Below are 12,414 nucleotides of genomic sequence, written 5' to 3' on the forward strand. Positions count from 1 at the left end.
ATGATGCAGGCAGGTATTTTCACGGGCTATTTCCCGTACGGCCTCGAAGAGACGGCGAAGAAGATCCGCGGGCTCGATTTCAACACGGTGCAGCTCGACCTGCATTTCAAGGACGTCGACCTGTCGGCGGGGCAGATCACCAAGGACAAGGCCAAGAAGGTGCGCGACGTCTTCCGCGATCATCACCTGCCGGTGTGCTGCATTTCCGGCTACACAAACATCATCCATCCCGACAAGGCCGAGCGCGACAAGCGTGTCGGCTACCTCAAGGAGATCATCCGCAACGCCCGCCATTTCGGCAGCCCGTATGTGATCTCGGAAACCGGTACCTACAACACCGAATCCGACTGGGTGCATCACCCCAAGAACAAGACCGAGGAAGGGTTCGAGGAGTGCCGCAAGGTGGTCGCCGAGCTCGCCCAGACGGCCTATGACCACGGCGCGGTCTTCCTGCTCGAAACCTACGTCAACAACGTCGTCGGCTCGGTCGAGGAGACGGTGAAGATGTTCGCGCAGGTCGACCATCCGGGCCTTGGTCTGCTGATGGACCCGACCAATTATTTCGAGACGCATAACATCGACAGGATGGACCAGATCCTGAACCAGGTGTTCGACACGCTGACCGACAAGATCAGAATAGCTCACGCCAAGGACGTCAAGCGTTCGGGCGGCGACAAGTCCGAGAAGCACGCCGATATCGGCGACGAGGACGCGCTGGAGAGCCACACCTTCCGTGGCGTCGGCGAGATCGAGCTGCCGGCACCGGGCCTCGGTTCGCTGAACTACGATCTCTACCTCCAGCGGCTGGCGGAAAAGCATCCGAACATTCCTGTGATCATCGAGCATCTCTCGGAAGACGACGTGCCGCGCGCCAAGAAATTCCTCGACGGGAAGTTCCGCGCCAACGGCCTGTGACGGTCACTGCGCGCCGTCGGTTCGCGGCGGCGCGGCCCAAAGCAAGGGAGGAAAGAATGTTGAAATTCGCATTGAAACTGGCGGCTGCCGCAACGCTGCTCGCCGGTGTTTCTATGGGCGCGCCGGCAATGGCGCAGGATGGCCAGAAGACGTTCTACCTGCTGTCGCATGGCGGTCCCTCGGATGCGTTCTGGCTCGACTGGAATGCCGGCGCGACCAAAGCCTGCGACCAGCTCAAGGTGACCTGCAAGATCTCCTTCAGCGGCGGCGACATGGCGGCGCAGAAGGAGGCCTTCAATTCCGCGCTTGCGGCCAAGCCCGACGGCATCGCCACCACCTCGGCCCAGCCGGGCCTGTGGACCGAGGAAGTGAAGGCTGCCAAGGCGGCCGGGATCCCGATCGTGTTCTTCAACACAGACGATCCGGCGACCGGACGGCAGGCCTATGTCGGCGCCGATCTCAAGGAGGCGGGCGTCATCTGGGCCAAGTATCTCGTCGACCGCAAGATGGTGAAGCAGGGCGACAAGGTGTTCCTGCCGGTGGAAGTGCCTGGCGCCAGCTATCAGCAGCTGGAGACCGAAGGCATCGCCAGCGTCTTCGATCCGTTGGGGATCAAATATGATGTGGTCGATTGCGGCACCGACCCGGCCGGCATCATTGCCAAGATGACCGACTATATGGTGGCCAACAATCCGCCGGCGATCATCGCGCTCGGCGATTCCGTGGCGGCCAGCGTCAAACGGGTGTTCGACGGCGCAGGTGTGCCGGCCGGCAAGATCCCGGTCGTCGGCTGGGGCAATTCGAAGGAAACCGCCGAGGCCGTCAAATCCGGCTTCGTCAACGCGGCCGCCTGGCAGTTTCCGTCTGCGCAGGGCTTCATGCCGGTGGCGCTGCTCGGGCTCGCCGCGTCGGGCGAACCGATCGGCTACGACATCCATACTTTCAGCCTCTACGACGCCTCGAGCGTCGAACCGATCCTGAAACTCTACGACACGAAGTGAAAACCGGTGCCCGCGGCGCAGGCCGCGGGCACCATTTCAAAGCATGGTTCAAGCAGTCATGATGATCGCCGCAGAAGACGAAATGCCTGTCGGGAAACGCAGATCGAGCCTTATGCGCTCGCCGCAATTCTCCTCGCTCATCATCCTCATTGTCCTGCTCGCGGTGTTCGCCATCGCCGATGCCAATTTCCTGTCGCCGCTCAACATCTCCAACATGATGGCGTTCCTGCCTGAGCTCGGCATCATCGCGCTCGGCATGACGCTGCTTCTGACGGCGGGCGAATTCGACCTGTCGGTTGGTGCCGTGTTCGGGCTGGCGCCGGTCGTCGTCATGCTTCTGGTGCAGAACGGAGGCGTCGATATCGGCATCGCGCTTCTGGCCGGGCTTCTGCTGTGCGTCGCCATCGGCGCGATCAACGGGTTGATCGTCACCAAGATCGGCATCTCCTCCTTCCTGGTCACGCTGTCGATGCTGCTCGTGGTGCGCGGGGCGGCGCTCTACATCACGCAGGGCTTTCCGCTGAAATCCTGGGACCAGCCAGGCTTTTTCGTCACGCTGCTGGCCGGCAGCTTCAATGTCGGGTCGTTCCGGTTCTACACCTCGCTGTGGTGGTTCATCGGTCTCTCGCTGCTGGCGATCTACGTGCTGCGCTATGCCAAGCTTGGCAACTGGATCAGCGCCATCGGCTCCAACCGGAACGCGGCGGTGGCGCGCGGCGTGCCGGCGGACGCCGTCAAGGTGTGGCTGTTCATCCTGACTTCGGTCCTTGCGGGACTGGCCGGCATGATCAGCGCCTTCCGCATCTCGGCCGCCTCACCGGTGGCCGGCACCGGCTACGAGCTCGAAGTGATCGCCATGGTGGTGGTCGGCGGCACGGCGCTGACCGGCGGACGCGGCACGATCCTCGGCACCATCGTCGGTGCGCTGATGCTGCGCGCGATCCGCAACGGCATCGTGCTGATCGGCGTGCCGGGCCTCGCCTACAACATCTTCGTGGGCCTCATCATCCTCGCCATGCTCATCCTGCACGCTTTGCTGCAGAAGAACGCCGCAAGGGGCTGACGATGGAAGTGCTTCGGCTGCAGAATCTGCAAAAATCCTTCGGCAGCGTTCGGGCGCTGAAGAATGCGTCCTTTGCCCTCAACGAAGGCGAGGTGGTGGCCTTGCTCGGAGACAATGGCGCCGGCAAATCGACGCTGATCAAGGCGATCTCGGGCGTGTTTCCAGCCGATCGGGGCGACATCTATGTGCGCGGCGAAAAGGTCTCGATCCGCTCGACGCGCGATGCGATGGACCTCGGCATCGAGACCATCCACCAGGATACGTCTCTGGCGCCGGATCTCAGCATTGCGCGCAATCTTTTCCTTGGGCGCGAACCGGTGAAGCTGAAATGGCTGGGCGTGTTCGCGCCGCTCGATTTCGCCAAATTGCGCGACGCGGCGTCGGCGCTGTTGAGGCGCGTCGGCATCTCGAAGAAACTCGACGCCGATGCGCTGGTCTTAACGCTGTCGGGCGGCGAGCGGCAGTCGATTGCGATTTCTCGCGCTATGCAGTTCGCCGCCAAGGTCATCATCCTCGACGAACCGACCAACAATCTCGGCGTCGAGGAAACACACGGCGTGCTGCGCTTCGTCAAGGAGGTGCGTGACGCCGGCCATTCGGTGCTCTTGATCACCCACAACATCCATCACGTGTTCCAGGTAGCCGACCGCATCATCGTCATGCGCCGCGGCGAGATCGTTGCCGAGCAGACGGTTGCCGATACCGATCTCCTGACCGTGGAAAGCATTATCACCGGCGCCGACATGTCGGCCCTGCTGAAAGAGACGAGAGCGAAGTGAAGAAGTTGGCCGTCACATGGTAGAACTCTATGGCAAGACGCTTTCGCGCCGGCAGGTGTCGGAACGTTCGGGCATGCTGTCGCAATTTGCCGGCGTGCGGCTGATGACGCTTGGCGACGGTGTGGAACGCGGCATTCGCATGCTGGAGTTCCGCACCGGCTCAGGCCTGCGCTTCACCGCGCTGGTCGACCGGGCACTCGACATCGCCGACTGCGACTATAGGGGACAGGCGATCGGCTGGCATTCGCCAAGCGGCTTTCGTCATCCCGGCCTGCACGATTACGAGGGGGAGGGGGGGCTCGCCTGGGCGCGCTCGTTTTCAGGCCTGCTTGTCACCTGCGGCCTCGACCACATATTGGGCCGCGAAGAGGTGCCTGCCGATAGCTACAACTACCCGGGCAAGAAGACCGTGATCCATTCGCTGCATGGCCGCGTGGGCACCATTCCAGCGCGGCTGACCGGTTATGGCGAGGCCTGGGATGGCGACCGCTGCGTGCTTTGGGCCGAAGGCATCGTTCAGCAATCGGTGGTGTTCGGCGAGGATTTGCATCTGACCCGGCGTATCGAGGCCGATGTCGGCGGCAACGAGATCCGGCTGTCGGACCGCGTCGTCAACCATGGCTTCAATCGCACGCCGCATATGTATTTTTACCACGTCAATGTCAGCCACCCCTTGCTCGACGAGGGTTCGCGCTATCTGGCGCCGATCCGCGACGTCGTCTGGGCTGGCCATGCAGGCGAACGCTACGAGGCGCAGAAGGTCGGTTACCGCACCGTGCCGACGCCGCGACTGGGCTTCAGCGAGCAGGTCTGGCAGCACGAGATGGCGGCGGACGCCAATGGCGAGGTGCCGGTGGCGGTGGTCAATGACGGCATAGGGCTTGGCCTGGAAGTGATCACGCGCAAGGACCAGCTGCCTTGCGCCTATCAATGGCAGAATTTCCAGGCGGGGCAGTATGCGTTGGGCATCGAGCCCTCGACGCACCATGTGCTCGGCAATCTCGCCGCACGTGAGCGCGGCGAAATGATCTGGCTGGAGCATGGCGAAAGCCGTTCCTACGACGCGATGTTCCGAGTGCTCGACGGTGCCGGCGAGATCGCCGCGACGGAAGAGAGGATCGCTTCGATCGCCAGGCAACCGCAACAGGATTATCCTGCGCCGTCGGGCAATTTTCCGGGATTGGCGGACAGGGCATGATGCGAAACGAATGCTCCGGCTGGCGGGCCGGAAATCGGAGGTCGATGTGATGGCGAAAAAGCGCGACTACAGCCTGGTCGGGGAAAGCACGCGCACCGCGATCGAGACCGGGCTGGCCTCGGCCGAGTGGTATCACACCGATGTGCCGCGCAAGGCGATGAAAGAGCTGATGCAACGCTCGGACGGGCCGGCGATCCGCGACACGATCATCTGGATCGTTGCCATATTGGGCTCTGCCGCCGGGATCGCCTGGTTCTGGGGCACGTGGTGGGTGGTGCCGTTCCTGCTCGTCTATGGCGTGCTCTACGGCTCGTCCAGCGACTCGCGCTGGCACGAGTGCGGCCACGGCACCGCTTTCCGCACGCGCTGGATGAACGATGCCGTCTACCAGATCGCCAGCTTTATGCTGATGCGCAACCCGGTGACCTGGCGCTGGAGCCATGCGCGCCATCACACCGACACGATCATCGTCGGCCGCGACGCCGAGATCGCGGTGATGCGTCCGCCGGACCTGCTGCGCGCCGCACTCGCCTTCACCGGCATTCTCGATTTCCGCTATTCGCTGCCGACGCTGGTGCGCAATGCGTTCGGCAGCATCTCGCCCGACGAGAAAAGCTTTATCCCCGAGATGGAGCTTCACAAGGTGGTCACCGCCGCGCGTTGGCATGTCGCCATCTATGTCGCGGCGATCGTGCTGGCGCTCTATCTGTGGTCGTTCCTGCCGCTGGTGCTGATCGGCCTGCCGCGCCTCTACGGCAGCTGGCACATGGTGCTGACCGGCCTGCTGCAGCATATCGGCCTCGCCGATAATGTCACCGACCACCGGCTGAACACGCGCACCGTCTACATGAACCCGATCAGCCGCTTCATCTACTGGAACATGAACTACCATGTCGAACATCACATGTTCCCGATGGTGCCGTATCACGCGCTGCCGAGGCTGCATGAATTGATCAAGCATGATCTGCCCGCGCCGAACCCTTCGATGTGGCATGCCTACCGCGAGGTCTGGCCGGTGCTGCTGAAGCAGCTTCAGTACGAGGACTATTTCCTCAAGCGTGAATTGCCGCCGACGGCCAGGCCGTACCGGGACGAGTTCCATGCGCTGACCGTTCCGGCGGCGGCGGAATAGGGGAGAAGCAGATGGCCGACTGGGTTGAAGCGTGTGGCGTCGACGATGTCGAGGAAGAGGATGTCATCCGCTTCGATCATGGCGGCCGTACCTTCGCCATCTATCGCAGTCCCGATGACGAGTACTTCGCAACCGACGGATACTGCACGCATGAGAAGGCGCATCTGGCCGATGGGCTGGTGATGGACGACATCATCGAATGCCCCAAGCACAATGGCCGCTTCAACTACAAGACGGGTGTGGCCCGAGGCGCACCGGTATGCGTCAATCTCGCCACCTATCCGGTGAAGGTCGAGGCTGGCAAAGTGATGATCCAGATCGGCTGACCTGCCGCCGAATGCAACTGAGGGAACCCATTTGATGAGCCGAAAAAGACCAACGGTGGCGGATTTGCGCGCCATGAAGGGCAAGCGACAGCTGACCATGCTGCGCGTGCTGACGATGGACGAGGCCGAGGCCGCCGAGCGCGCGGGGGTCGACATCGTCTCGGTGCCGCCCGAACTGGTGCTCAACCCGCAATACCGGGACGCCGCACCCAGCCTGTTCACCATGCCGGGCGACAATTTCTACGAGATCGGCACGGCGGACGATTTCGTGCGCTGGGCTTTCCTGCTCTACAAGGCCGGCGCCGACGCGGTCTATTGCAGCGCCGGCTACGCCACGATCAAGCGGATGGCCGATGACAATATCCCGGTGATCGGCCATGTCGGGCTGATCCCGTCACGGGCCACCTGGACCGGCGGCTTCAAGGCGGTCGGCAAGACCGCCGACACCGCCATGGAGGTCTTCGCGGCGGTGAAGCAGCTGGAAACTGTCGGCGCCATCGGCGCCGAGATCGAGGTCGTACCGGTCGAGGTGGCCAAGGCGATCTCTGAACGGACATCGTTGATCATGCTGTCGATGGGAGCGGGCACCGGTTGCGATGCGCAATATCTGTTCGCCGACGACATCCTCGGCCAGAACCGGGGCCACATGCCTCGCCATTCCAAGGTCTATCGCAATTTCGCCGCCGAATATGATCGTTTGCAGGCCGAGCGCATCGCCGCGTTCTCGGAGTACGTTGCCGACGTCAACAGTCTCGCCTATCCCGAAGACAAGCATGTGGTGCATATGGATCCGGCTGAGCTCAGCCTGTTCATGAAAAGGGTCGACAGGGCGTGAAATCTCAAGGCAATGATGCGACGGGCGAAGTCGCGCCGGTTCATATTCTTACGCTTTCTTGCGAGGACCGGCCGGGGATCGTCGCCGCCGTCACGGCGGAGCTTGCCGCGAACGGCGCCAACATCGCCGAAAGCAGCCAGTTCTGGGACCGGCAGACCAATCGCTTTTTCATGCGCATCGCCTTCATCAGCCCGCCAGGCTCGACCAAGGACAGCCTGGAACGGGCGTTGAAATCAAGCGTCGATCGCTTTGGCATGAAGACCGCGCTGGTCGATCAGGGACGCCGGCCGAAGATCATCGTCATGGTCTCCAGGTTCGACCACGCGCTTCTGCACCTGCTGTACCAGATCAGGGTCGGCTGGCTGAACGCGGAGGTTGCCGCCGTCGTCTCCAACCACGAGGATGCCCGCCGCTTCGCCGAGCTGGAGGGTGTTCCCTACCACCATTGGCCGACCACGAGGGAAAACAAGGCCGAACAGGAACAGAAGCTGCTGGACCTGGTGCAGCGGACAGGGGCCGAACTGGTCATCCTGGCGCGCTACATGCAGGTCTTCTCGAAAGGCCTGTCGGACCGGCTGTTCGGACGGGCGATCAACATCCACCATTCGTTCCTGCCGAGCTTCAAGGGCGCCAAGCCGTATCACCAGGCCTTCGACCGCGGCGTCAAGCTGATCGGTGCGACGGCGCATTACGTCACCTCCGACCTCGACGAGGGCCCGATCATCGATCAGGAGACCGAACGCGTCACCCATGCGATGAGCGCCGAGGATTTCGTTGCCGTCGGGCGCGACATCGAAAGCCGGGTGCTGGCGCGCGCGGTCAAGCTGCATCTCGAAGCCCGCGTCATGCTCAACGGCCACAAGACCGTCGTTTTCTGAGCGAAGCCGCGTCAGGCCGGCCAGCTTCCGCCGGCGAGCGCAGCGTAAAGTGCCTCGGCGTCGATACCGAGCGGCCGGTCCTCTTTCAGCATGGGGACGAGAGCGCGTATCGCCGCGTGAAGTGCGGCGGTGCGTGGCGCCAATGTGAAGCCGTCGCGCAGGTCTATGGCCTGTGCGGCGGCCATCAGTTCGAAGGCGATCAGCCGCCGCCACAGCTCGATCATCCCGGCGCATTTCGCAACCGCCAGAGGCGTCTGCGTGGCGTGATCCTCGACGCCTTCCGACACGGCCAGGAAGTCGAGCATCACCGGATTAGCCTTGTGGCGGATGGCGGCCAGGATCGAGGTCACTGTCTTCTGCAGCGGCACGAAGCCGGCCGAGGCGCCGCCGACCGGCGACAGATATTTCGGCAGGCCATTGCGGCCCGAGCCAGTGAGCTGGATAAAGCGGGCGGCACTGGCCGCGGCACATTGGGCGATCGCCAGGCCGAGCGTCTCGAAGGCGAGCGCCAGTGCGGCGGTGTGGAAATTGCCGGTCGACAGCACCAACTCATCATCGCCCAGCACCAGCGGATTGTCGGCGGCGGCGTTGAGTTCGATCTCGACAGCCTGTCTCGCCTGACCGATCGCCTCGATCAGCGCGCCATGGATCGACGGCATGCAGCGGATCGACAGCGGGTCCTGCAAGGTGGTCGGCACCAGCGCCTCGTCGCGGACGAGCAGATCGTGCAGCACCTTGGCTGCTTCCTGCTGGCCGGCCGCCGGGCGCGCCATGTGCAAGCGCGGATCGAGGATGGTGCGGTTGGCACCAAAACCTTCCATGGTCAGCGCCCCGGTCTGCTGTTGCTGGGCAAGAGCCGACAGCGCATCCGTCACCGCAAGCGCGCCGCTGCCGGCGGACACCGCCGAGGCATTGATCAGCGACAGCCCATCCTTGGGCGCCAGGCTGATGGGGGCGAGGCGCGCCATCATCAGTGCCTTGGCCGCCGGCATGCGACGGCCCTGATAGTCTGCTTCGCCTTCGCCGGTGAGCATGCGGGCGAGTGCCGTCATCAGCACCAGATCGCCGGCGCCGATCGAGCCGAGTGACGGCATGACGGGATGGACGCCGGCGTTGAGCGCGTCGACCAAAGCGACGAAGACGGAGGGCGAAAGGCCGGAGCCGCCAACCGACAGCATCGCGGCGCGGGCAAGCATAGTAGCGCGCACGGCTTCAACCGGCAGCACCTCGCCGACGGCGCCGCTGCGTCCTTCAAGCAATTGGCGCTGGAAGGCGCCGGCGTCGCCGTCGACAGCAGTGCCGAGATTGGCGCCGAGTCCGGTGTTCAGGCCATAGATCTGCTGGCCGGATGCGGCGGCCTGGTCGAGCACTTTTCGCGCCTTCTGCAGCCTGCCGATGACATCGGGTCCGATCTCCACCTTGCGACCATCGCGGGCCACGGCGGCGACATCGCCAATGCCAATGCCGACGCCGGCTCCGGAGAGGACGAGCACGGTCATGCGAAGCGCAGCCGCTGGCCAATGCCTTGCACTTGCGCCTTGGCCAGCATCGCCTTGCCCAGCGCAATGTCGGACAGCGACAGGCCACGATGCCAGAATAGGATCGTTTCGTCGTCGCTTTCGCGCCCGACTTTCAGACCGGCGGCGATCTGGCCAAGCTCGGCGTGCAGCGTCTTCTCGCTCAGCCGCCCGGTCTCGACATGGGCGCGCAGCGAGCCGAACTTGCCGCCCTTGCACTGGCCCCAATCGTCGACGACCATTTTCTGCATGATCTCGGTCAGCGACAGTTCGACCGCGCTCATCGTGCCATAGGGCACGACCAGCGCGCCGGGCTTGATCCATTCGGTCTTCAGCAATGGCTGCGGCTCCGGCAGCCGCGAGGCTTCGACGACGATGTCGGCGCCCTCGATGCAGCTCTTCCAGTCGGCCACCGCAGTGACCGTCTTGCCGAGATCGGCGGAGAGTTTGGCGGCAAAACCGTCGCGGCTTTCCGGCCGGCGCGAATGGACGCGGATCTCGTCGAAGTCGAAGAGATGGTCGAGCAGGCGCACGTTCCAGTAGGCGGTGCCGCGCGCGCCGATATGGGCCAGTACCTTGGAATTCTTGCGCGCCAGATGTTTGGCGCCGATGGCGGTGACAGCGCCTGTGCGCATGTCGGTGATGACGGTGGCGTCGAGGATGGCGCGCGGCGTGCCGGTTCGCGGATCGAACAGATTGAGGATGCCGAATTCGGAAGGCAGGCCATGCAGGTAATTGTCGACATAGTCGCCGACGATTTTCACGCCCGCCGTGTCGAGCGGCGCGACGTAGCCACGCAAGACATTGAAATGACCGTGGAAGGACGGGTCCGGTTCGAGATGGACGCGCGGCTCGATCACCGTCTGGCCGTTGCCTTGCGCCACCAGGCCAGCCTCGACGGCGGCAATGATTTCACCATCGGTCATGGCAAGGGCATCGATGTCGAGGGCATTGAGGTAGTCGATATAGATGGGCTTCATTTTACGCAGACACTTTCCTCGGCCACCCCGTCCATCCCATAGCAGGCCATGGCGCGACCCGAAAGTTTCGCGACACGAAAGTTTGTTGCGCTATCTCTGGACGCGGCCGGCCAAATGCTGTTCAAACCGGTTCCGTCATGACTGCCATTCCCGATACCGAAATCTTACCCGAAACGGCCACCAATGCGCGGCGCGTGGCGCTGATCGTCGCCATCGCCTTCTTCATGCAGTTGCTGGATTCGACGATCATCTCGACCTCGCTGCCGCAGATGGGCGCGTCCTTCGGCGTGTCGCCGGTGGCAATGAGCATCGGCATCACCGTCTACATGCTGACCATGGCGGTGTTCGTGCCGCTGTCGGGCTGGCTCGCCGACCGGTTCGGGGCGCGCAACATCTTCCTGCTGGCGATCGTCCTGTTCACCCTGGCCTCGCTCGCCTGCGGCCTCTCGCAAACCCTGACCCAGTTCGTCGCCGCCCGTGTCGTGCAAGGGCTCGGCAGCGCGCTGATGACGCCGGTCGGGCGGATTCTCGTCCTGCGCAATGCGTCGAAATCCGAATTGCTCAACGCCACGGCGCTGATCACCTGGCCAGCACTGTTTGCGCCGGTGGTCGGGCCGGTGCTCGGCGGCTTCATCACCACCTATCTGTCCTGGCACTGGAATTTCTTCATCAACATCCCGCTCGGCGTGATCGGGCTGTCGCTGGTCGCCCGCTTCATTCCGGGCGACCGTGAGGCTGACCCCAAGCCGCTCGACTGGCCGGGTTTTTTCCTGACATCGGCCGGACTTGCCCTGCTGCTCTATGGCCTTGAACGCATTGCCCATCCGGAGGACGGCGTGCTGCCGACAGCGCTGCTGATCGTTGCCGGCATTGTCATAGGCTGGCTGGCGGTACGGCATCTCCGGCGGGCGCCGCATCCGCTGCTCGATCTCTCCTCGTTCAAGGTGCTGACCTTCGCCATCTCGACATTGGCCGCCGGCACCATTTTCCGGGTGGCGATCAACGCCACGCCGTTCCTGCTGCCACTGCTGTTCCAGGTCGGCTTTGGCCTCTCGCCCGTCGATGCCGGCTTGATGATCCTGGCCTATTTCCTCGGCAATCTTGGCATGAAGACGGTGACGACGCCAACGCTGCGGCGTTTCGGTTTCCGCTCGGTGATGGTCGTCAACGGCATCATCGCCTCGGTCTCGATCATGGCTTGCGGGGCGGTCTCGCCGCAGACGCCACAGGCGCTGGTGGTGGCGCTGATGCTGATTGCCGGCCTGACGCGCTCGATGCAGTTCACCGCGCTCAACACACTGGCCTTCGCCGACATCGATGCGGCGCAACGAAGCTCGGCGGCGACCCTGTCCTCGATGCTGCAGCAGGTGGCGATGCTGTTCGGCGTCGCGGTGGCGGCGGCGATCCTCAATTTGTCGCAGATCGTCAGGGATCGCCCCGCTCTCGACCTTCTGGATTTTCGAATCGCCTTCCTGGCGATCGGCGCCATCGGGCTGGTGGCGGCGTTGCGTTTTCTCGTGCTGCCGCCAAGTGCGGGCGCGGAGGTTTCCGGCCACTCGCCGGGAAATTGAGATCGATTTTTCCGCCTGATGCGGAGATAAATTCCGTCTCGTCCTTTCGCCGTAGTGCAGCGCTTTCGCGAGCGGCCGCAATGGCGCAACCAATTGCCAAAAGTGCAGGCCTTTCCATGCATTGCGCCAGCTTCGGCAATCGACGCGTCCACTCGGTGAATATCGCTGCCGGCCTGGGTTCCGAGCGCGGATTCATTTGACGAACCGGCGTTGGGCCGA

Annotated in this window: 12 protein-coding genes; 10 read left to right on the forward strand and 2 right to left on the reverse strand. The window is 63.5% G+C overall.

Going from position 1 to position 12,414, the window contains the following annotated elements; genetic code table 11:
- The 9 genes from NKH06_RS04635 to purU all read left to right on the forward strand — a co-directional run bounded on the left by NKH06_RS04635 (nt 1) and on the right by purU (nt 8,127).
- Nucleotides 1-915 carry a sugar phosphate isomerase/epimerase family protein gene (locus NKH06_RS04635; RefSeq protein WP_023814032.1) on the forward strand — a complete coding sequence of 305 codons (915 nt, stop codon included), beginning with the start codon at nt 1-3 and terminating at the stop codon, nt 913-915.
- Nucleotides 916-971: 56 nt separating this feature from the next.
- On the forward strand, nt 972-1,916 hold the full coding sequence (locus NKH06_RS04640; RefSeq protein WP_352892365.1) for a sugar ABC transporter substrate-binding protein: 945 nt from the start codon (nt 972-974) through the stop codon (nt 1,914-1,916).
- 82 nt (nt 1,917-1,998) lie between these two features.
- Nucleotides 1,999-2,979 carry an ABC transporter permease gene (locus NKH06_RS04645; protein ID WP_352674316.1) on the forward strand — a complete coding sequence of 327 codons (981 nt, stop codon included), beginning with the start codon at nt 1,999-2,001 and terminating at the stop codon, nt 2,977-2,979.
- Complete coding sequence (locus NKH06_RS04650) at nt 2,976-3,758, forward strand: ATP-binding cassette domain-containing protein (protein WP_164892899.1); 783 nt, start codon at nt 2,976-2,978, stop codon at nt 3,756-3,758. The genes NKH06_RS04645 and NKH06_RS04650 overlap by 4 nt, the downstream gene beginning before the upstream one ends.
- Nucleotides 3,759-3,774: 16 nt before the next feature.
- Complete coding sequence (locus tag NKH06_RS04655) at nt 3,775-4,956, forward strand: aldose 1-epimerase family protein (protein ID WP_352892368.1); 1,182 nt, start codon at nt 3,775-3,777, stop codon at nt 4,954-4,956.
- Nucleotides 4,957-5,005: 49 nt separating this feature from the next.
- The gene (locus tag NKH06_RS04660) at nt 5,006-6,088 is read left to right on the forward strand and encodes a fatty acid desaturase family protein (protein WP_164892896.1); all 1,083 of its coding nucleotides are present in this window, start codon (nt 5,006-5,008) and stop codon (nt 6,086-6,088) included.
- A gap of 11 nt (nt 6,089-6,099) precedes the next feature.
- Nucleotides 6,100-6,414 carry a MocE family 2Fe-2S type ferredoxin gene (locus NKH06_RS04665; RefSeq protein ID WP_013530832.1) on the forward strand — a complete coding sequence of 105 codons (315 nt, stop codon included), beginning with the start codon at nt 6,100-6,102 and terminating at the stop codon, nt 6,412-6,414.
- A gap of 34 nt (nt 6,415-6,448) precedes the next feature.
- A complete protein-coding gene (locus tag NKH06_RS04670) occupies nt 6,449-7,249 on the forward strand; it encodes a 3-methyl-2-oxobutanoate hydroxymethyltransferase (protein ID WP_031213845.1) in 801 nt (266 codons plus the stop codon).
- Nucleotides 7,246-8,127 carry a formyltetrahydrofolate deformylase gene (gene purU / locus NKH06_RS04675; RefSeq protein ID WP_128303416.1) on the forward strand — a complete coding sequence of 294 codons (882 nt, stop codon included), beginning with the start codon at nt 7,246-7,248 and terminating at the stop codon, nt 8,125-8,127. Before NKH06_RS04670 ends, purU begins: the two co-directional genes overlap by 4 nt.
- A gap of 11 nt (nt 8,128-8,138) precedes the next feature.
- Here purU and NKH06_RS04680 read toward each other — a convergent pair whose 3' ends face one another.
- Both NKH06_RS04680 and NKH06_RS04685 read right to left on the reverse strand, forming a co-directional pair.
- Nucleotides 8,139-9,626: an HAL/PAL/TAL family ammonia-lyase gene (locus tag NKH06_RS04680; protein WP_128303417.1), complete on the reverse strand. Its 1,488-nt coding sequence runs from the start codon at nt 9,624-9,626 to the stop codon at nt 8,139-8,141.
- Nucleotides 9,623-10,624 carry an ornithine cyclodeaminase family protein gene (locus NKH06_RS04685; protein ID WP_023814023.1) on the reverse strand — a complete coding sequence of 334 codons (1,002 nt, stop codon included), beginning with the start codon at nt 10,622-10,624 and terminating at the stop codon, nt 9,623-9,625. Before NKH06_RS04685 ends, NKH06_RS04680 begins: the two co-directional genes overlap by 4 nt.
- Before the next feature lie 137 nt (nt 10,625-10,761).
- On the opposite strand from NKH06_RS04685, the gene NKH06_RS04690 reads away from it, so the two are divergent.
- Nucleotides 10,762-12,195 carry a DHA2 family efflux MFS transporter permease subunit gene (locus NKH06_RS04690; RefSeq protein ID WP_128303418.1) on the forward strand — a complete coding sequence of 478 codons (1,434 nt, stop codon included), beginning with the start codon at nt 10,762-10,764 and terminating at the stop codon, nt 12,193-12,195.
- Nucleotides 12,196-12,414 lie beyond the last annotated feature (219 nt).

Origin of the sequence: Mesorhizobium sp. M1342, from assembly GCF_040317955.1 — a bacterium.
GTDB lineage: Bacteria > Pseudomonadota > Alphaproteobacteria > Rhizobiales > Rhizobiaceae > Mesorhizobium.

What these genes read in the sequence shown, in the direction of transcription:
- NKH06_RS04665 (WP_013530832.1), top strand. Translation starts at nt 6,100, where the DNA reads ATGGCCGACTGGGTTGAAGCGTGTGGCGTCGACGATGTCGAGGAAGAG.
- NKH06_RS04640 (WP_352892365.1), top strand. Translation starts at nt 972, where the DNA reads ATGTTGAAATTCGCATTGAAACTGGCGGCTGCCGCAACGCTGCTCGCC.
- NKH06_RS04685 (WP_023814023.1), bottom strand. Translation starts at nt 10,624, where the DNA reads ATGAAGCCCATCTATATCGACTACCTCAATGCCCTCGACATCGATGCC.
- NKH06_RS04670 (WP_031213845.1), top strand. Translation starts at nt 6,449, where the DNA reads ATGAGCCGAAAAAGACCAACGGTGGCGGATTTGCGCGCCATGAAGGGC.
- NKH06_RS04690 (WP_128303418.1), top strand. Translation starts at nt 10,762, where the DNA reads ATGACTGCCATTCCCGATACCGAAATCTTACCCGAAACGGCCACCAAT.
- NKH06_RS04645 (WP_352674316.1), top strand. Translation starts at nt 1,999, where the DNA reads ATGCCTGTCGGGAAACGCAGATCGAGCCTTATGCGCTCGCCGCAATTC.
- NKH06_RS04655 (WP_352892368.1), top strand. Translation starts at nt 3,775, where the DNA reads ATGGTAGAACTCTATGGCAAGACGCTTTCGCGCCGGCAGGTGTCGGAA.
- NKH06_RS04680 (WP_128303417.1), bottom strand. Translation starts at nt 9,626, where the DNA reads ATGACCGTGCTCGTCCTCTCCGGAGCCGGCGTCGGCATTGGCATTGGC.
- NKH06_RS04635 (WP_023814032.1), top strand. Translation starts at nt 1, where the DNA reads ATGATGCAGGCAGGTATTTTCACGGGCTATTTCCCGTACGGCCTCGAA.
- NKH06_RS04660 (WP_164892896.1), top strand. Translation starts at nt 5,006, where the DNA reads ATGGCGAAAAAGCGCGACTACAGCCTGGTCGGGGAAAGCACGCGCACC.